Origin of the sequence: Entomohabitans teleogrylli (assembly GCF_001484765.1) — a bacterium.
GTDB classification, from domain to species: Bacteria; Pseudomonadota; Gammaproteobacteria; order Enterobacterales; family Enterobacteriaceae; genus Entomohabitans; species Entomohabitans teleogrylli.
Window position 1 is genome coordinate 1 of record NZ_LLXO01000029.1, and the last position, 19,717, is coordinate 19,717.

Consider the following 19,717-nt stretch of genomic DNA (forward strand, 5'->3'; position numbering starts at 1 on the left):
GCAGGTGTGACGGCGGTGACTGCCAGCCTGAGCAACGACAGCAGCAGTAGTGTGAACGTGACATTCGTTGCTGAGTTCCAGCTTGAACTGGAGGTTATTGAAGATGATGCATTGCCTGATGGTAGCCATGTTAACAAAGTAAAAGCCACTGTAAAAAATGCGTCTGATGAGTTTGTACAGGGTGCACAGGTAAACTTTACGTCTGCTGAAGGCGTGACAATCACTGTGCCAGGTACGACAGATGAAAATGGTTCTGTTACTGCGACTTTTACAAGTTATGAGCCTGGAACATTTAGCGTTCGTGCTGTGGTAGGCAATGATATTAGTGAGACTACCAATATTCACTTTGTAACAGTGACAGGTACGTTAACGTTAAGCCCCGGGTCAGTTGTGGCCGATGGGGTAAGTCAGGTAATAATCACCGTAGATCTGAAAGATGAGAATGACCAGGCTGTTGAGGGCTGGAGTGCACAACGTCCGATACGCGTACTGTCAAGTGAAGAACTAACCAGTCTTGACAGTGATCAGAATCAGTTAACTGAAGTCGGAGGTGGGATTTACAAAATAACGGTTATTGCTGGCCTGGTTCCTGGTACGGATACTTTTAGGATTGTGTCAGGATTGCCTAATGGCACGATTGTCAACAACTCAGCAGAACTGACATTGACTCCTCTGACTCCAGCGACAGGGACAATATCATGGTCTTCTGACGGGATAGTGCGAAGTGTTGAAAGGACAGCAGACGGCACAACTGAACTGACGGTGACAGTGAAACTGAAAGATAGTGAGGGCAGACCGGTCAGGGGGTGGAATCCTGTCTCTATCACCTCAAAACTGGGCTTAACACGTAGCATCTCAGCTGGCGGAGAGATGACTTTGTCTGAACTGGCAGGGACACCAGGAACTTACCAGGGGAAAGTCATCGTTGGGACAACAGCCGGAACGGAGAGTATCTGGGTCGAACAGCAGGTAAGCTTTGGTAACCTTCGTCCAATGGAAGCTGAGAATGGGCAGCAGAAGGGGATCTCTCTGAAACAAACGGCGGGTGAGTTGCACAGCGGGACGATAGAGCTGTCGTCATCTTCGGTACCGGCAGACGGCAGTAGTGTAGTGACGCTGACCGTAAAACTGAGGGATGTTTATGGCAACCTGGTATCGAACAATGGTGACGTATATGTCGGGTCCAGAAGAGGGTTGACGAATGTGCCCATGGGATCAGGAAATTATCTGATACTGACAGAAGTGTCGGAAGGGGTTTATACGACTCAGATTCAGGCAGGGACAACAGCGGGTGACGATGATTTTTGGGTGGTGCAGGCATCGTCCTTTCCCGATCACATTCCTGGCCCGATGACAGGTGATAACCTGGTAACTTTAACATTGACACCAGGCGAGCTGCACAGCGGGACGATAGAGTTGTCATCGTCATCGATAACAGCTAACGGAACAGAGACGACGCAACTGACGGTGAAGTTGAAGGATATTAATGGCAACCTTACCGATAATGAGGGAACGGTTTATGTGCAATCTTCTAACGGACGGACCAGAGTAGCTGCTTCGCCAGGTTACACCGCGCTCAACAGAACATCACTCGGGACCTACACGGCAACATTATCGGGAACAGTAGCAGGTAATGAGCGTATATGGGTGGAGCAGCTAGCGTCGTTTGGCGCTCTCAGACCGATGCCTACTAATCAGGGAGTTGATTTAACACTGACGCCGGGCGAGCTGCACAGCGGTTCGATAGAGTTGTCATCGTCATCGATAACAGCTAACGGAACAGAGACGACGCAACTGACGGTGAAGTTGAAGGATATTAATGGCAACCTTACCGATAATGAGGGAACGGTTTATGTGCAATCTTCTAACGGACGGACCAGAGTAGCTGCTTCGCCAGGTTACACCGCGCTCAACAGAACATCACTCGGGACCTACACGGCAACATTATCGGGAACAGTAGCAGGTAATGAGCGTATATGGGTGGAGCAATTAGCGTCGTTTGGCGCTCTCAGACCGATGCCTGTTGGTCAGGGAGTTAATTTAACACTGACGGCGGGCCCCGCGTCCAGTGCGTGGATATCTCTCTCAGAGAAGACAAATGGGGAATCACTGGCGAATAGTAAATCGTTAGTTGCGAATGGCAGCAACAGTACGATGATTGTGGTTACAGTGAAGGATGTGAAAGGAAACGGTGTCACGGGGCTGGAAAGTGTCCTGAAGGTGAGAGCGGGCGCGGGCGCCCTGATGAAAACGGGAACGGGTACAGCGATAGCGAGAAATACGGATTATAGTGGTTTTGAGGCGAGCACCACGGCGGGGGTGTATTACCTGAAGGTGGTTGCCGGTACGACGGCTGGCACCGAGACGTTCTGGGTATCAGGGGGACTTGAGCAGGGGATTGTCATCAATAACAGTGTGACCATTACTTTAACCTCTCCACCGCCGGTTTCGGCAAAAATGAACGCATGGTGGTCTTACAACGGAGGAAGTAATGGCAGTAATTACAGGACATTCAGTTCAGCAGTTCGTTTTCTGGACTCCAGTAACAATGCCATTCAATGTGATACCGTTACTGTTGTAGGGGCCTCTGGGACAGGATATGCCGCTAATGCGAATACTACTATGGCAAATCGCCATACCTTTGAAGGTTATAACTGGAGTAACAATTCTTCTACTTTTAATGCTGGTACAAAGGTTTATTCTTTTACAAAGGATGTATCCATAGGCAAAAACGGTGGAGCGGGGTATGTTTATAGTGTCGTGCTGGCAGCATCAGGAGAAACGACATCTCCAGTTATAGGGCACGGGTCTTTGGGCTTTGATGGAATGCTCACTTTTACCTGTACAGTTGGAGGTACGGCTTACATATTTAAATCAGGAGATGGTAAGACTGCAGTAGACAATACCTTGGGTCTTTAATGTAAAGGGGCTGAAAAGCCCCTTATAATAGGAGTCTATGCATTTATTCAGAAAATTTCTACAGACGCGGGGTCCTCGACGGTTAGCGTCCCGTATGCCTCAGCGATAGGGGGTACCTCCGGTATTGGTTATGGCAACTTCCCTGACGCTGCCACTGTTTCCTGTACTGTGAATAATGTGACATATTCATTTGGCTACGGACAGACAACGAGGATTGGAATTCTTTAGTGATATTTTTCTAATAATAACAGCACGGGATTTCTCCGTGCTGTTATTTTGAATGTCTTCACTGATGTTTTATTTGGAATTTATTGGTGATTTTGGGCAGATAAATGCCTATCCGGAAAAATGAGGGAGTGTTTTTTCATGTTTAAGTAATCGGCTGTGGGCTTTAATATTTTTAAATAATTACCATTTCCTGGAGGCTGATAATCTTCCATATGTTCAGATCTTTATGGTTTGTGACCAAATGCATATTCGGTTTATTGCAGCCAAGATGTGGAGACGTCCCGGTAGATATGGAAGACACAATGTTCAGGTATTCTCTGGGCGATTACGCGTGTCATGGCGTGTCCGTTTAGAGCCGATGTTGAGGTTCAGGTGTGGCGTATTATCATCGCGATATTGATTGTACTGACCAGTGTTGCTTTGCTGATGGCGGCGCTGCGGGTTGTGGTTTTTCCGCGGTTCCACGAGGTGGCTGCGATTATGTTTATCGTGACCGGCGTGGCGGCGGCAGGACGCCATCGACGGCTGATTCCCTACGCGGCGGAGACCTGTCTGGCAGTGGCGGGCGGCATAGTGGTATTTGTACTGCTGGCGATACTGGCGCCCCGGGAAGGACACCGGCAGTACACCTCCCCGCAGGGGACACGTTCGGTGGTGCTGGAGTTTGACCATGCCAGTCGGCCGGCACTGTACCTCCGGCGGTGGATTTTTATGACGCCTGTGGCACTTCCGCCTTTCAGGGGGGCAATGGAAATCATTCCTTACTCTGTTTACTGGTTATCGGAAGATGAGCTGTTACTGACTGAAAAAATAAGCGGGAAATTTATCACCATACGTCTGGACAATTAGCCCGTCATGGAAGTGTAAAGGTTGCATAAAGCAGTCGGGTATAATAAGGATATAATGATGAAATCAAAATCAATCCGGTGTATGTCCGGAGAGCATTGTATTGAATTTTACATAGAGTTTAACCCGCTGAAACTTGCCCGTCGTGAGGTGCTTACGGTGGATAACCGGGTGGTGGCGGTATCTGATTATGCACTTTACCGGGCTCAGACCATACTCGCGGCAGACTGTGTACTCAGTGGTGTGAGGCGTCGGATTACGGCTATATCTGCACCGAAGTCGCAGGGAATAAAACAGGGTCTGCAGTTACGTATTGATGATGAATATATCAGCGGTGACCGGGACCTGGTAATGACCGGGACCACGGGTACCTCTGCCGGTTCACCGGTGTACAACGAACCGTTGCTCGCGAAAGCGGGCAGTAACGGCCGGCCTCTGGTCCGTTTTCTCCGGGTATATGCCATTATTCTGGTGATGTTCGTGGCCTTAATGATAAAGCACGAGGGTACGGAATTTTTCCGGCATATGTCGGTGGATGAATTCTGCTTTTTTCTGGGGGTTCCGGTGGTCGTTTCTGCATTGATTTTCCCGGCTCTGTGGATGCTCAGGAAATTATTTCGCTGACCATGCCGTGATGGGGCCGGATACTTTTCAGTTGTGCACAATGGTCTGTATTTTTGTTTTTCCCGTATAAAAAATATTTCGGATGATCAGGGTGTTCTCCGGCGTTTATTTTTTCGGAAAAGGAATTCGGATATTCATGGTGAAACGACAGAAACGTCTTTTTTATTTTCTGGCCGGCCCTGGCCTGCTGATTTTTGCTGTCGGCGGTATCACAGTTCTGACTCCGGAAAAACCAACAACGGTTTCCGCTGCGGCTGAGCAGCCAGCTCTGACCGTGACTACTTTCTCACCTGAAATAGTGCCCCGGGACGATAGTCTGTTTGCCACCGGTAATATCATTCCCTGGCAGGAAGCGGTGGTCAGCACCGAGGCCAGTGGCCTCAGCATCCGACATCTTCATGCTGATATTGGTGATGAAGTACAGAAGGGGCAATTGCTGGCTGAACTGCAGCAGGACATGGTTACTGCAGAGCTTGAACAGACTCTGGCTGAAATGGCTCAGGCTGAAGCCCGGCTGGAAGAAGCCCGGGCAGATGCCGGACGGGCGCGTAAGCTCAGGGGTTCTTCCGCACTCAGTGCGCAGCAGGTGACGCAGTATCTGGTGGCTGAAAAAGTGGCCCGGGCGCAGGTCGCGGTGCTGTCTGCCCGGGTAAAAACTGCCCGGCTTCGTGTGGCACAGACCCGTATCACTGCACCGGACGCCGGCCTCATTACTGCACGGCTGGCAATGGCAGGACAGGTGGTCTCTCCCGGCGATATCCTGTTCCGGCTTAACCGCCAGAGCCGGCTTGAATGGCTGGCAGAACTGCCGGTCGGTGAGCTGGAACAGATTCAGCCCGGGCAGGCGGTGAGACTGAATATGCCGGGACAGGCTCCGGTGAAGGGACTGGTACGTCAGGTTGCCCCGGTGACTGACCGGCGTTCACGTAACGGCTACGTTTACGTTGCGCTCGGGGACAACGCCAGGGTTCGGGCAGGCTCGTTTGCTACCGGACATATTATTACTGGCCGGACGACTCTGCCGGTCATTCCATCGTCCGCCCTGTTACTGCGCGATGGCTTTGCGTACGTTTTCCGGGTGGATGCGCAGTCGCGGGTCCGGCAGGTCCCCGTCATCACCGGGACGTACCATGATGGCGGATATGCGATCAGACAGGGCGTGAACGCGGGCGATGTCCTCGTTGCTGAGGGGGTCGGTTTTCTGTCAGATGGCGACCGGGTGCGCGTTGTGCCCCCTCCATCCGTTCCGGACGGCGGTGATCTACTGTCCGTGGTTGAGGGGAGATAAATGAATATCTCCTCGTGGTCCATCAGAAACGCGGTTCCGGTCATCCTGTTGTTTATGCTGCTGACCGTGGCAGGTCTGGTGGCATTCCATGGCATGAAAATCCAGAACATGCCGGATGTGGAACTGCCCATCGTGACGGTGACAACCGCCTTTCAGGGGGCGGCGGCTCAGCAGATGGAAAACGACATTGTCCGTAAACTGGAGAATGCCCTGGCGTCCCTGCAGGATGTCCGGCATATCACGGCAGACATACAGGATGGTTCTGCCTCTGTCGTTATTGAATTCCGGATAGAGAAATCGCTGCAGGAGGCGGTGGATGATGTCCGGGATGCTGTATCCCGGGTACGTGCGGATTTACCTGGTGGGATGGACGACCCCGTGGTTGCCCGGTTTGACCTTGCTGCTGTACCTGTCCTGGCTTATACCGTTCAGGCTGACGGGATGGATGAGCAGGCGCTTTCCTGGTTTATCGACAATACCGTGACGAAAACATTGCTCGGGGTTAAGGGGGTGGGTGCCGTTAACCGGACCGGCGGTGTGACGCGGCAAATCCGTGTGGCGCTGTCCCCTGAACGGCTGCTGGCGTTACAGGTTTCTGCCGCCGATATTTCCCGGCAGTTGCAGCTCACGCAGCAGGAGGCTTCTGCGGGGCGGATGGATGCCGGCGGTCCGGAGCAGCGGATGCGGGTACCGGGAACGGTAAGCACAGCCGGTGAACTGGCAGGTATGTATATCGGGCTGACGGACGGGCGTCAGGTCCGTCTGGACCAGATAGCTACTGTCAGCGATACCACGGCAGAGCGGCGCAGCGCCGCCTTCCGGAACGGAGAGCCGGTGGTGGCCTTTGAAGTGGTCCGTACCCGGGGGGGCAGTGAAGTCGATATCATGCAGGCCGTGCGCAGCCGGCTTACCAGCTTACAGCAACAACACCCTGGTATGGCGATCACGGAGGTATTCAACTTTGTTGACCCGGTGGTGGAAAACTATGAAGGCTCCATGCAGCTTCTGTATGAGGGGGCTCTGCTGGCCATTATCGTTGTCTGGCTTTTTCTGCGTAACGGACGGGCCACGCTAGTGGCGGCAGTGGCACTGCCGCTGTCTGTTATTCCTGCTTTTGCTGTGATGTACGCCATGGGTTTTACGCTCAATATGGTGACGCTGCTGGCGTTATCGCTGGTCGTCGGCGTACTGGTTGATGATGCGATTGTTGAGATTGAAAATATCATGCGTCATCTTGCTATGGGGAAGACGTCCGTAGTAGCGGCCCGGGAGGCCGCTGATGAAATTGGTCTGGCGGTGATAGCCACCACCTTTACGCTGATAGCAGTCTTTCTGCCCACGGCCTTTATGCCAGGTATTGTCGGTCGTTTCTTTGTCCAGTTTGGCTGGACAGCGGCGATTGCCGTCTTTTTCTCTCTGGTCGTGGCCCGGATGCTGACACCGGTGATGGCGGCGTATCTGCTTAACCCTCTGGAAAAAACCTCCCCGCAGGCGCGCTGGGAGCGCGGGTTTTCACTGGCTGCGGTCCGGTGTATGAAGCACCGTACCCTCACGCTGGCGGTCACCGTGCTGCTATTTTCCGGTATTCTGGTCGGCCTGGGGCCCGGACTGTCAACCGGATTCATGCCGTCCGACGACAGGTCTCAGACGCAGGTGCATCTGACGCTGCCGCCGGGAACTACTTTCGGGCAGACATTGCGGCGGGTCAGGGAGGCGCAGGCCCTCGTCAGTACACATCCCCACGTGCGTTCTGTCTATACCACCCTCGGAGGGGGAAATGCCGGTGGCCATGCCGGAGGGGCGCTGGCTGCCGCTGATCCCCGACAGGCGACGCTGACGCTGGAATTGTCTCCGCGCCAGCAACGTGAGGGCCTCAGCAAGCAGGTGATTGAGGCGCAACTGCGGGAGCGTCTGGACGTACTGCCCGGCGTCCGTGTGTCAGTGGCGCTGACCGGCGCCACTGAAAAGTACTCGCTGGTGCTGACCGGTGATGACGGACAGATCCTGAATGACTATGCCCGGCGGGTGATGCATGAGATGCGTCGCCTGCCCGGTATCGGGCGAGTCACGTCAGAAGCCGACCTGGTGCGTCCGGAAGTGATTATTCAGCCGGATTTTGCCCGGGCAACTGATATGGGCGTCACGACCGAAGGAATGGCCGATGCGCTGCGCGTGGCCACGCTGGGTGACTATGGCCATGCACTGGCAAAATTAAACCTTGAACAACGCCAGATACCCATCGTGGTAAAGCTGGAAGACCGTGCCCGGCACAGTCCAGCGCTGTTATCCAGACTGACGGTGCCCGGGGCTTCCGGACCGGTCATGCTGGGCAATGTTGCAGACATCAGTATGAGCGGCAGTGCGGACAGGATAAGTCGTTATGACCGGCGGCGTGCCGTCACCATTGATGTTGAGCTTAATGGCCTGTCTCTGGGGGAGGTGGAGCAGCAGGTATCCCGGTTAGCCATCCTGCAGCAGCGCTCCGCAGGCATCGATGCCGGTCAGACCGGGGATGCCGAGCTGATGGGGGAACTGATGAGCGGGTTTACTGTGACTATGGGCGCAGGGATATTGTGTATCTTTGCGGTGCTGGTCCTGCTGTTCAGGGACTTCATGCAGCCGGTGACCATACTTGTTGCACTGGTGCTGTCGGTTCCGGGAGCCGTGTTATCCCTGTATCTGGCCCGGGCGCCATTTTCCATGCCCGCCATTCTCGGCCTGATTATGCTGGCGGGGGTGGCAACCAAAAACGCCATTCTGCTGGTTGAGTACGCGGTCAGGGCACAAAAAATTTACGGGCTGTCGCGGAAAAGGGCTCTGGTTGAGGCGGGGAAGAAACGTACCCGTCCGGTGGTGATGACCACCGTCGCGATGGTCGGGGGTATGCTGCCTGTGGCGGCGGGGCTGGGCACTGACCCCGGTTTCCGTTCGCCGATGGCCATTGTGGTTATCGGTGGATTAATCACGTCCACATTCCTGAGTCTTCTTGTGGTGCCGGTTATTTTTACCTGTGTGGATGACATACGGCAGTGGGGGATACGTATCTGCGGGCGGCTTCGTTATAAACGACAGACGTCTGGATGACGCTGGGGCGTCAATTATATCCGGCAGTAACGTTTCTTAATGAACGGGTATAGCTGTTAATGCCTGACGGCTGATAAAACGGGCCAGCTGCCGTTTATGCTCTCAGGGTGCTGATTAAGACGTACAGGCAGCACAGGGGAGTACTGAGAGTATTTATCATGGAGCGAGAATGAACAGAGACCGGCTTTTCAGCCAGCTGTATGCTTTTGTGACGGTAGCCATGTGGTCAGGGGCCTATGTGGTGACGAAAATCTCGCTGCAGCATTTTACCGCCGGACCGCTGGGATTGCTGCGCTGTGGTCTGGCGGCGATCTGCCTGATGACACTGCTGATCTGGCGCCGGCAGCTGACGGTGAGCCTGCGGGATATCCCCGTTTTTGTGCTCTCCGGCGCCTGTGGGTTTGCGCTCTACTTCCTGGCCTTCAATACCGGTTCCCTGTCGGTAAACCCGACCACCGGCAGTGTGATTATTGCGCTGTGCCCGGTGTTCACCTCGCTGCTGGCACAGCGGGTTTTCAGGGAAAAACTGACGGTTCGTAAATGGCTGGCTACTGCTGTGGCTTTCAGCGGGGTGCTGGTGATGTTGCTGTGGGAGGGCAGCCTGCAGATGTCCCGGGGGGTTATCTGGATGCTCGGTGCAGCAGTTCTGCTGAGTATTTACAACCTGCTGCAGCGTGGGCTGGCATCGCGGTTCAGTCCCCTGCAGATAACAGCCTGGAGCTTCCTTTTCGGTACCCTGTTGCTGTCAGGCTCGCTACCGGAGGCATTGCTCGGGATACGGGATGCGCCACCCTTACACCTTCTGCTGGTTGTCTTTCTGGGGGTGTTCCCGGGGGCGCTGGCGTATGTGACCTGGAGCCGGGCTCTGGCCATTGCAGAGCAGACCAGCCAGGTGACGAACTGGATGTTTGTGACGCCCTTTATGGCGCTGCTGCTGGAGTACGGGGTGACCGGTCAGTTCCCGGGCGTCGCTACGTTCGTCGGTGGTGGAATCATTATCAGTGCCCTGGTGTGTTTTTTCTGGTCTATTCCCGGAGCCGGAGAAAAATAAACCGGAGAGGCGGTATATAACGTGAAATCAGAGGAAACGGAGACACATGGTATTCACAGTCATACACTGACAGATAAGCGTTGTTATCTGGATATAAAACGTCAGATTTTATAACTACAGAGTAATGATGAATGTTAACGATAAAAGAAAACTGGAATCCTCTCCAGCGGGAGCTCAAAAATGCATTAGCCTGCGGTGATGCTGAACAGGCAAAAGCCATTGCCTGTCAGTTGCACGGACTGGTACATACCGCATCGGTCAGTAATCGACGTGAAAAAACATTTCAGGATGAAATCTTAGGCGATGTCAGTGAGCGGGCTTTTCGTCATCTATGCAGCCCAAAGTATCAGGGATACCGGACGCTTGCTTTTTTTGTGTTTCACATGACACGGATAGAAGATATTTGTGCAAATGTGCTCATAGCAAATGATAAGCAGGTCATTTTCGAATCCGCCTGGCTTCAGCAAATGAATATCCCCTTCCAGGATACCGGTAATGCCATGACGGAGAATGAAATGAAGCTGTTTTCAGCATCAATTAACAGGGAAGCTCTGCTGGCTTACCGGCGCTCTGTGGGGAGGAAGACGCAGAAAATAATACAACGAATTACTGCTTCACAACTTAAGACCCGACCGGACAGACAGCAAATAGCACGTGTACTCAGTGAGAAAAGTGTTCTGGAGCACCGGGATTCCATCTGGCTGCTTGACTACTGGCAGAAAAAAAATATCGGCGGGTTACTGATGATGCCATTAACTAAACACCAGATTTTACATCTCAATGATTGCCTTGAAATTATTAAAAAGGGAAAACGGATTTCTCAGTCCTGCTGACGAATCTGTTCAGTGTGCGGGTGGTCGATTTACCCGTAATATGTGCTCTGCGAGTTGTATTCTGTTTTCTGGCCTCCGGAACCGGCGCCCGGTCAGTGAAACCGACCACCGCAGCGTGATTATTGTGCGGCTTCCGGTTATCACCTCGTTGCTGGCGCTGGCGGTTTTCAGGTGTAAGCGGACGATTGACCCTCACTCAGCATGAACTGGTGGCGCAATCAGGGTTCAGCACCCGCTATTTTCAGCAGGTATTTCGTCAGCACTTCGGTGTGACGCCACGCCATTTCCGGCGCATTATCCGCCTTGAACAACTGACCCGCCATTTGCTGTTGACCCGGCAGCGTGACTATCTGGACAGTGCGCTGGCATACGGCTATTACGACCAGTCGCACTTTATTCACGATTTCCGGCATTTTACCGGTGCCACACCGTCGCATTTTCTCCAGGAAACTAACTTCAGTGCGCATTTTTACAATTATCCCTCTCAGGGATGACATACGCTCAGGGAAAACATGGCGGCAGGGCTTACCTGTCCTGCCCGGAAAAACTGAAAAAGGAGTACTTTTATGACACTGAAGGCTGCATTTATATTTTTAACCCCGGAAGGGAATGCAGAGATTCACCGCAGTGAAGTGGTGACGGAGAGTGTGAGCGTGGTTACCTGCGCGGTGAACAACTATGAGGCCGCCTGTCGGCTGGCGGCATCTCTGACTGAACAGGGCATCACAGCCATTGAATTGTGCGGGGGGTTTGGTACTGAAGGTGTGGCCGCAGTAAAACGTGCGGTCAGCGATAAGGCCGTGGTGGGCGTGGTACGTTTTGACTGTCATCCCGGGCTGCAGTACCGCAGTGGTGATGTGCTGTTTGGGTAATTTTGGGCGGCTTTTTTCCCCTCCTGAAGTCTGGGCAGCAATGGGTTTATACTTGCAGGTGAAGGGGCGTATAAAATCAATGGCATATACGTCCTGGTACAACATATCCAGTCTACTTCGGAACTTCGCCAGTACCCATTTGCGGGGTGGGAGTGACCGCTTGCACAGTGTAGAAAAGCGTCTTTTCCACGTACGTGGAGGTGTTTCGTATTCCCCGCGAAAGCGGGGGATAAACCGGTATTTGAGAAAGGCGCGCTGACCCGGAACGCTAGCCTGGGGGGCGGATAACCTGTTCCAGCGCCTGGCGCAGTAACTGACGATCGTGACGATAAGGAATATCCTGGGCTTCCAGCGCGGTCTGAATGACCCGCTTATCATCAATATCCTTAACCTCGGTCCTGGGCCCGACGATCAGCGCATCAAGCACCGGTTTGCCGATATAGTGCTCCATTGTCGCGATCTTTTCCCGCAGGCTCAGGCTGGCGGCGGCGCCGCTCAGTTCGCGCCCCAGGTTGTCGATATAGACCATGGATGCCGGAGTGCGGCGCAGGGCCTGGGTCAACTCCTCAAGCAGCAGTATCGGCATCAGGCTGGTGTAAAAACTGCCCGGGCCGATAACAATTAAATCCGCTTCGGCGATCGCCAACGCGGCTTCCCGGGTCGCGTGGGCCCGTGGGTAGAGCATTAGCTCTTTAGGGGGCGTTTTCAGTTGATCGACATTCACTTCGCCGTAAATCGTGTGCCCTTCGGCATCAATCGCCATCAGATCCAACGGCTGTTCCGACATTGGAATTAACTGCGCTTCAACCTTTAACAGGTTACGAATTAAATTTATCGCCTCCAGAGGCCGTACGCTCAGGTGATCCAGCGCCTTTAACATCAGATTTCCGAGGTTATGGCCGGAAAGTTCACCATTACCGCCAAAACGGTACTCAAACATTGCCGAAGCGACGCTGGGTTCGGTAATTAACTGATTTAAACAGTTGCGCAAATCACCCCAGGCAATGCCGCCTTCGGAGCGGCGGATGCGCCCGGTGGAGCCGCCGTTATCGGTAGTGGTCACGATGCCAGTCAATCGCGATCCCAGAAAAGAGAGGGAGGAGAGTACCCGGCCCAGGCCGTGCCCCCCGCCGAGTGCGACCACTCTGTCGAGGTCTGAGAGCGTGCGATTACGCATAAAGATTCCTTATAACGGGCACTGCGGATACGTTAACGCAAACCGGGGAAAAAGACGATCTTCTCCCGGAAGATTATGATGTATATCAAAGCAAAAACGCTATTTATACGTAGTCTGTACTAAAATCCACGATTATGACGCTATATATAGCTTTATACAACGAAAGAGTTAATGGCGTAAACCGACTGAACACGTTACTATTTGGTCAACCAGGTTTGCGTAAAATGCGCAGACAACACTCAAGCCACGGTGCCTAAGTCGCAAGATAAGGTGCCCTGGCCGCGGTCCTCAGGTCCGCCAGGGTGCAGGAAGAAATAACTGCATCTCCCGATTATGGAAAGGTGTACATGGTCTCACAACTTACTGATGCTTATGCGCGCAAGTTTTATTACCTGCGCCTCTCTGTTACCGACGTATGCAACTTCCGTTGCACCTACTGCCTGCCTGACGGCTACAAGCCTAATGGCGTCACCAGTAAAAGCTTCCTCAGCGTCGACGAGATCCGTCGCGTCACCCGGGCATTTGCCACTCTGGGGACCGAAAAAGTGCGCCTGACGGGCGGCGAGCCCTCCCTGCGCCGTGATTTTACCGACATTATCGCCGGGATACGCGAAAATGCTGCCATTCGCCAGATTGCGGTCACCACCAACGGTTACCGGCTGGCCCGCGATGTACAGCAGTGGCGCGATGCCGGGTTAACGGCGATTAACGTCAGCGTCGACAGCCTCGATCCGCGTCAGTTCCACGCTATCACCGGTCAGGATAAGTTCCGCCAGGTGATGGAGGGCATTGACGCCGCCTTCGAGGCCGGCTTTGACAAGGTCAAGGTCAACACCGTGCTGATGCGCGATGTTAACCACCATCAGCTTGATACTTTCCTCGCGTGGATCAAACCGCGGCCCATCCAGTTGCGTTTCATTGAATTGATGGAAACCGGCGAAGGAAGCGACCTGTTCCGCCGCCACCATATTTCCGGCGATTCGATTCGCGAGCAACTGCTGGCCCGGGGCTGGATCCACCAAATCCGCAGCCGCAGCGACGGCCCGGCCCAGGTTTTCTGTCACCCCGATTATGCCGGGCAGATTGGGCTTATCATGCCTTACGAGAAAGATTTTTGCGCCAGCTGTAACCGGCTGCGCGTCTCTTCGGTGGGCAATCTGCATCTGTGTCTGTTCGGCGATGGCGGCGTCTCCCTGCGCGATTTGCTGGCCGGGGACTCTCAACAAGAAGCGCTGCAGGCGCGAATCGCCTCTGCGCTGGCGCACAAAAAGCAGACCCACTTCCTGCATCAGGGAAATACCGGTATCACACAAAATCTGTCTTATATCGGCGGCTAACGCGCGTCGGTAACAAGGAGAAGACTATGAAGGTGAGTGCAGAATTTATTCCGGCGCGAATCGCCATTCTTACCATTTCCAGTCGCCGTGGCGAAGAGGACGACACTTCCGGCCACTTCCTGCGCGATGCCGCTCAGGAGGCAGGGCATCAGGTGATAGAGAAAGCCATAGTGAAAGAGGATCGCTATGCCATTCGCGCCCGGGTGTCGGCGTGGATCGCCAGCGATGACGTGCAGGTGGTGCTGATTAACGGCGGGACCGGCATGACCGACAGCGATCAGGCGCCGGAAGCGCTGCTGCCGCTGTTCGATCGGGAAATCGAAGGGTTCGGTGAGGTATTCCGCATGCTCTCTTTCGAGGAGATCGGCACGTCCACGCTGCAGTCCCGGGCGCTGGCCGGTATCGCCAATCGTACTCTGATTTTCGCAATGCCCGGTTCGACGAAAGCCTGCCGTACCGCCTGGGAAAATATCATTGCGCCGCAGCTCGATGCGCGCACTCATCCGTGTAATTTTCATCCCCATCTGAAGAAATAAGTTATGTCGCAGTTGACCCATATTAACGCCGCAGGCGAAGCGCATATGGTGGACGTTTCCGCCAAGGCGGAGACTGTCCGCGAAGCCCGCGCCGAAGCCTTTGTTACCATGCAGCCGGAAACCCTGGCGATGATTGTGCAGGGGAGTCACCACAAAGGCGACGTATTCGCCACCGCGCGTATTGCCGGTATCCAGGCGGCCAAACGCACCTGGGAACTGATTCCGCTGTGCCATCCGCTGCTGCTCAGCAAAGTCGAGGTACTGCTGGAGGCCGAGGTGGAGCAGAGTCGGGTGCGGATTGAATCTGTGTGCCGCCTGACCGGGAAAACCGGCGTGGAGATGGAGGCGTTGACCGCGGCTTCGGTGGCGGCGCTGACGATTTACGATATGTGTAAAGCCGTGCAGAAGGATATGGTTATCGGCCCGGTGCGGCTACTGGCGAAAAGCGGCGGCAAATCCGGTGACTTCAGGGTGAACGACGATGATTAAGGTACTGTTTTTTGCGCAGGTACGCGAACTGGTGGGCTGCGATGAGTTACAGATAGAACAGCCGGTGGCCGATGTTGAGGCGCTGCGCCAGTTGCTGGAGCAGCGCGGCGATCGCTGGGCGCTGGCGCTGGAACCGGGGAAACTGCTGGCGGCGGTGAATCAGACGCTGGTGGCTTTCGATCATCCGCTGAGCGCCGGCGATGAAGTGGCGTTCTTCCCGCCGGTGACCGGAGGTTAATCATGGAAACAGAGACCCGCATTCGCGTCGGACACGAGACTTTTAGCGTCGGTGATGAGTATCAGTGGCTGGCGCAGTGCGATGAAGACGGCGCCGTTGTGACCTTCACTGGCAAAGTGCGCAACCATAATCTCGGCGACAGCGTCAGCGCCCTGACGCTGGAGCATTACCCGGGTATGACGGAAAAAGCGCTGGCGGAGATCGTCGATGACGCGCGTCAGCGCTGGCCTTTGCAGCGCGTATCGGTGATTCACCGCATAGGCGAACTGTGGCCGGGTGATGAGATTGTATTTGTCGGCGTGACCGGCGCTCACCGGAGTTCCGCCTTTGAGGCGGCCCAGTTCATTATGGATTATCTCAAAACCCGGGCGCCATTCTGGAAACGGGAAGCGACAGAGCAGGGCGACCGCTGGGTGGAAGCGCGCGACAGCGACAAGCAGGCTGCGCAGCGTTGGTAAAATGTGCCAGAATGAAGAGGTGGGCCGTCAGGCGCCCGATATCTATCATTTATGAGGAAGCATCATGGATCGATTTCCACGATCTAATGGCACGATAGTGCAGCAGGCCAGCGGCCTGCAAACGTATATGGCTCAGGTCTATGGCTGGATGACTTGCGGACTGTTGTTGACGGCGTTTATTGCGTGGTTTGCGGCCAATACGCCGGCGGTGATGATGTTTGTGTTTTCCAGCAAAATTACCTTCTTCGGGTTGATTATCGCCCAGCTGGCGCTGGTATTTGTGATTTCCGGCATGGTGCATAAGCTGAGCGCCGGGGTCGCCACTTCGCTGTTTATGCTCTATTCGGCGCTGACCGGCTTGACCTTCGCCAGTATCTTCGTGGTCTACACGTACTCTTCGATTGCCAGTACTTTTGTGGTGACCGGCGGTATGTTCGGCGCCATGAGTCTGTACGGTTACACTACGAAGCGCGATCTCAGCGGGCTGGGATCGATGCTGTTCATGGCCCTGATTGGCCTGATTCTGGCGTCGCTGGTTAACCTGTGGCTGAAGAGCACGGCGCTGATGTGGGCGGTGACCTATATTGGCGTGCTGGTGTTTGTCGGCCTCACCGCCTATGACACCCAGAAACTGAAAAACATTGGCGAGCAGATTGATGTCAACGATCGCGATAATCTGCGTAAGTACTCCATTCTTGGCGCGCTAACCCTGTATCTGGACTTTATCAACCTGTTCCTGATGCTGCTGCGCATTTTTGGCAACCGCCGCTGACGACGGTTTTTCCTCCCCGCTGCCGGGGGAGGAGGCCTGCAATCGCTTCGCCTGGCTTTCCAGCCCCAGCCAGGCGAAGGTCGCCAGTAGCAATGGAATAAAGAAATACAGTACCCGCCACACCAGCAGCGCGGCGATAATCGCGTTGCGGCTTACCGGTTCGCCAGCCAGCAGCGCGACAAAGACCGCCTCAGTTACTCCGATCCCTGCCGGAATATGGACAATGACCCCGGCAATACTGCTGACCAGCAAAATCCCCAACACCAGCACATAATCGATATTACTGCCCATCAGCAGCCAGACTGTCGCCGCCATCGCCATCCAGTTAACGCTCGACAGCGCCAGTTGCGCCAGCGCAAAACGCCAGGAGGGCAGGGAAAAGGTGTTGCCGCGGATGCGAATATGGCGTTTTTTGGCACGGGCGCAGGCCCACAGATACAGCGCCACAATGGCCAGCAGGATAACGCCGAACAGCCGCAGAGTGCCGGGACCAATATACCAGTGGGCCGGCAGACGCAGCAGACCGGAGGTGAACAGCGCGCCTCCCAGCAGGATATACCCCAGCCAGTTGGTGGCGATGCTCATGGTAAAAATATGGGCGATGGTAGCGCCGCGCAGACCAGGGCGCGAATAGAGCCGGTAGCGCATGCCGATACCGCCAACCCAGGTGCTCAGGGTCAGATTAAAGGCGTAACAGACAAAGGCGATTAGCATCACCCGACCGGCCGCCAGTCTGTGATGGCACCACTGGCGGGCCAGCAGCTCATAGCCACCGTAAATCAGATAGCTGACCACCACCAGGCCGGCCGCGGCGAGCAGGCGGTACGGATCGCCGTCGCGCATTACTTTCCATACCTCCGGCCAGTCGATTTTTTGGGCGTAAACCACCAGCAGTACGGCAACGGCCAGTAAAAACAGGCCGCTGAGGATTTTGCGCAGGCGGCGCCAGCGGGAGCGTGACGACATCAGGATTTCACCTCCGGGTGCTCTTCATGACGATCGCCGGTCTCCATTTCCGGCTGGACCGGCGGCTCCACCAGCGCCAGGTGCGGGGTATGGGCCGGCAGCCAGCCGGCGATGGCCGGGAAGTGACGCAGAAAGTGGAAGGCTACCACGCTGATAGCCAGGTTCCACCAGGTGCGGCGCGGCAGCATCGATTTATCCACCTGCCGGCAGTCTTCGGCAATCAGGGTATTAAGATTGGTCGATAATGTTTGATTGAACTGCCTGTCGTAAATGATCAGGTTGGCTTCCAGATTCAGGGACAGGCTCAGGGGATCGAGATTACTGGAGCCTACTGTAGCCCAGTCGTCATCCATTACCGCGACTTTGGCGTGCAGCGGGCGGCGCTGATACTCGTAAAGCTCGACGCCGCCGCGACTAAGATAGTTGTACAGCAACCGGGCGCCGAATTTCACCAGCGGAATGTCCGGTTCCCCCTGGACTATCAGCTTTACCTTCACGCCCCGGCGCGCCGCGCTACGCATAGCGTGCAGGAAGCGGTATCCGGGGAAAAAGTAAGCATTGGCGATAATCACTTCGCGGCGCGCCTGGGTGAGCATTCTCAGATAGTAACGCTCAATATCATCGCGGTGTTCATCGTTATCGCGCCAGACAAACAGCGCCTGAGCATCGCCGGTACCAGGCGCGTCCTGGGCCTGATGACGCCGGCGCTGCCACCAGTGGTGGCGGCGGGTATATTCAGGAATGTTCGACAGTACGAACTGGTAGATATCCTGCACCACCGGTCCGGTGATGCGAATAGCATAATCCTGTTTCGCCTCCGGGCCGTAATCGGTCATATGCTCGGCGGAGTAGTTAATTCCGCCGACAAAGGCGATTTCGCCATCCACCACGACAATTTTGCGGTGCATACGCCGGAACAGGTTGGTGCGCATGCCCAGCAGCCGCGGACGGGGATCGTAGTAACGAAACAGCACGCCGGCGCTGGTCAGGGAATGGACAAAATCATCGCTGAGGTCCGGCGAGCCGTAGCCATCCAGTAACACTTCCACGCTGACGCCGCGTTGAGCAGCGCTGAGCAACCTTTCATGTAACTGCAGGCCGACGTTATCTTCGAACCAGATAAAGGTTTCCAGCAATATCTTGCTGGCGGCCCGGTCAATGGCGTCAAACAGCGCCGGGTAATAGCCATCGCCATTTTCAAGAAGCTGAATCTGATTTCCATCGCGCCAGCTGGTCTTCACAGTAATATCTCCACGGCTAAAGGGGCATGATCGGAAAGATGGCGCCAGCGGCGCAGCGGGATCACTGACGGAGTGCTGGCGCTGGCGTTTTTGATATAAATCCGGTCCAGGCGCAGCAGGGGGAATGCCGCCGGGAAGGTGCGCGCCGGTCGCCCGCGCGCCCGGGTAAACACTTCATCCAGACCACAGGCGTCGCGCAGAACGTGGTTGGCGCGGCCGCGCCAGTCATTGAAATCCCCGGCCACTACCACCGGATCCCGCTGCGGCAGGTGATTGATCAGATGCGCCAACTGGTGGAGCTGACGCTGGCGATGTTTCTCCTGCAGACCGAGATGCACACAGACCACGTGCAGACATTTGTCGGTCTCCGGCAGCGGGATCTGGCACCACAGCAGTCCGCGCTGTTCGTGACCGTTAATCGACACATCGATATTTTTAAACTGGCGTATCGGGTAGCGGGACAGTACGGCGTTACCGTGATGGCCTTCCGGATAGACGGCGTTGCGGCCGTAGACATAACTGCGCCACACCGTATCGGCCAGGTACTCATAGTGCGATGTCTGCGGCCAGCCGCTGATGCGCAACGCATGCACCTGGTGTGCGCCCATCACCTCCTGCAGGCAGACAATGTCGGCCCCGACCTGGCGAACCGCATTGCGCAACTCCGGCAAAATAAAGCGTCGGTTGAAGGTCGTGAACCCTTTATGTGTATTAATGGTGAGCAATTTCAGGGCTCGGACGGCCGCCGTTTGCGCCAT

19 protein-coding genes and 1 riboswitch are annotated in these 19,717 nt (G+C 55.1%); of the genes, 15 read left to right on the forward strand and 4 right to left on the reverse strand.

Annotated features, from left to right (window positions below; all coding sequences use genetic code 11):
* The first annotated feature begins 15 nt into the window (after window positions 1–15).
* The 9 genes from AQ981_RS21765 (at window position 16) to AQ981_RS21805 (ending at window position 11,745) form a co-directional block, all read left to right on the forward strand.
* Window positions 16–2,919 carry an invasin domain 3-containing protein gene (locus AQ981_RS21765; protein ID WP_249226369.1) on the forward strand — a complete coding sequence of 968 codons (2,904 nt, stop codon included), beginning with the start codon at window positions 16–18 and terminating at the stop codon, window positions 2,917–2,919.
* A gap of 600 nt (window positions 2,920–3,519) precedes the next feature.
* Window positions 3,520–3,996, forward strand: coding sequence for a hypothetical protein (locus tag AQ981_RS21770; protein ID WP_154675971.1), 477 nt, complete (start codon window positions 3,520–3,522; stop codon window positions 3,994–3,996).
* Window positions 3,997–4,017: 21 nt separating this feature from the next.
* Entirely contained in the window at window positions 4,018–4,617 is a 600-nt protein-coding gene (locus AQ981_RS21775; RefSeq protein WP_154675972.1) for a hypothetical protein, read from the forward strand.
* 136 nt (window positions 4,618–4,753) lie between these two features.
* The gene (locus tag AQ981_RS21780) at window positions 4,754–5,905 is read left to right on the forward strand and encodes an efflux RND transporter periplasmic adaptor subunit (RefSeq protein WP_058913870.1); all 1,152 of its coding nucleotides are present in this window, start codon (window positions 4,754–4,756) and stop codon (window positions 5,903–5,905) included.
* Entirely contained in the window at window positions 5,906–8,989 is a 3,084-nt protein-coding gene (locus AQ981_RS21785; RefSeq protein WP_058913871.1) for an efflux RND transporter permease subunit, read from the forward strand.
* A 169-nt stretch (window positions 8,990–9,158) separates the two neighbouring features.
* Window positions 9,159–10,040: a DMT family transporter gene (locus AQ981_RS21790; RefSeq protein WP_058913872.1), complete on the forward strand. Its 882-nt coding sequence runs from the start codon at window positions 9,159–9,161 to the stop codon at window positions 10,038–10,040.
* Window positions 10,041–10,171: 131 nt separating this feature from the next.
* Window positions 10,172–10,873 carry a hypothetical protein gene (locus AQ981_RS21795; RefSeq protein WP_058913873.1) on the forward strand — a complete coding sequence of 234 codons (702 nt, stop codon included), beginning with the start codon at window positions 10,172–10,174 and terminating at the stop codon, window positions 10,871–10,873.
* A 185-nt stretch (window positions 10,874–11,058) separates the two neighbouring features.
* On the forward strand, window positions 11,059–11,367 hold the full coding sequence (locus tag AQ981_RS21800; RefSeq protein ID WP_058913874.1) for a helix-turn-helix domain-containing protein: 309 nt from the start codon (window positions 11,059–11,061) through the stop codon (window positions 11,365–11,367).
* A gap of 72 nt (window positions 11,368–11,439) precedes the next feature.
* Window positions 11,440–11,745 carry a DUF6506 family protein gene (locus tag AQ981_RS21805; RefSeq protein ID WP_058913875.1) on the forward strand — a complete coding sequence of 102 codons (306 nt, stop codon included), beginning with the start codon at window positions 11,440–11,442 and terminating at the stop codon, window positions 11,743–11,745.
* 268 nt (window positions 11,746–12,013) lie between these two features.
* On the opposite strand, the gene AQ981_RS21810 is transcribed toward AQ981_RS21805, so the two are convergent.
* On the reverse strand, window positions 12,014–12,922 hold the full coding sequence (locus tag AQ981_RS21810; protein WP_058913876.1) for a gluconeogenesis factor YvcK family protein: 909 nt from the start codon (window positions 12,920–12,922) through the stop codon (window positions 12,014–12,016).
* Between the two features lie 224 nt (window positions 12,923–13,146).
* A riboswitch (molybdenum cofactor riboswitch) is annotated at window positions 13,147–13,282 on the forward strand.
* Here AQ981_RS21810 and moaA point away from each other — a divergent pair.
* The 6 genes from moaA (at window position 13,270) to AQ981_RS21840 (ending at window position 16,752) form a co-directional block, all read left to right on the forward strand.
* The gene (moaA, locus tag AQ981_RS21815; protein ID WP_121500711.1) at window positions 13,270–14,259 is read left to right on the forward strand and encodes a GTP 3',8-cyclase MoaA; all 990 of its coding nucleotides are present in this window, start codon (window positions 13,270–13,272) and stop codon (window positions 14,257–14,259) included. (Overlaps the previous riboswitch by 13 nt.)
* A gap of 26 nt (window positions 14,260–14,285) precedes the next feature.
* Complete coding sequence (moaB, locus tag AQ981_RS21820) at window positions 14,286–14,795, forward strand: molybdenum cofactor biosynthesis protein B (protein ID WP_058913877.1); 510 nt, start codon at window positions 14,286–14,288, stop codon at window positions 14,793–14,795.
* A gap of 3 nt (window positions 14,796–14,798) precedes the next feature.
* Window positions 14,799–15,284 (forward strand): cyclic pyranopterin monophosphate synthase MoaC, encoded by a 486-nt coding sequence (gene moaC, locus AQ981_RS21825; protein ID WP_058913878.1) that lies wholly within the window; start codon window positions 14,799–14,801, stop codon window positions 15,282–15,284.
* Window positions 15,277–15,522, forward strand: coding sequence for a molybdopterin synthase sulfur carrier subunit (gene moaD, locus AQ981_RS21830; protein ID WP_058913879.1), 246 nt, complete (start codon window positions 15,277–15,279; stop codon window positions 15,520–15,522). Before moaC ends, moaD begins: the two co-directional genes overlap by 8 nt.
* 2 nt (window positions 15,523–15,524) lie before the next feature.
* Window positions 15,525–15,980, forward strand: a complete 456-nt coding sequence (gene moaE / locus AQ981_RS21835; RefSeq protein WP_058913880.1) for a molybdopterin synthase catalytic subunit MoaE — start codon at window positions 15,525–15,527, stop codon at window positions 15,978–15,980.
* A 64-nt stretch (window positions 15,981–16,044) separates the two neighbouring features.
* Complete coding sequence (locus AQ981_RS21840) at window positions 16,045–16,752, forward strand: Bax inhibitor-1/YccA family protein (protein WP_058913881.1); 708 nt, start codon at window positions 16,045–16,047, stop codon at window positions 16,750–16,752.
* Here the strand turns inward: AQ981_RS21840 and AQ981_RS21845 are convergent.
* The 3 genes from AQ981_RS21845 to AQ981_RS21855 are packed head-to-tail and all read right to left on the reverse strand — an operon-like array spanning window position 16,684 to window position 19,717.
* Window positions 16,684–17,721: a lysylphosphatidylglycerol synthase transmembrane domain-containing protein gene (locus tag AQ981_RS21845; protein ID WP_420809784.1), complete on the reverse strand. Its 1,038-nt coding sequence runs from the start codon at window positions 17,719–17,721 to the stop codon at window positions 16,684–16,686. The genes AQ981_RS21840 and AQ981_RS21845 overlap by 69 nt on opposite strands.
* On the reverse strand, window positions 17,718–18,959 hold the full coding sequence (gene clsB / locus AQ981_RS21850) for a cardiolipin synthase ClsB (RefSeq protein ID WP_058913883.1): 1,242 nt from the start codon (window positions 18,957–18,959) through the stop codon (window positions 17,718–17,720). Before clsB ends, AQ981_RS21845 begins: the two co-directional genes overlap by 4 nt.
* Window positions 18,956–19,717, reverse strand: coding sequence for an endonuclease/exonuclease/phosphatase family protein (locus AQ981_RS21855; RefSeq protein WP_058913931.1), 762 nt, complete (start codon window positions 19,715–19,717; stop codon window positions 18,956–18,958). The genes clsB and AQ981_RS21855 overlap by 4 nt, the downstream gene beginning before the upstream one ends.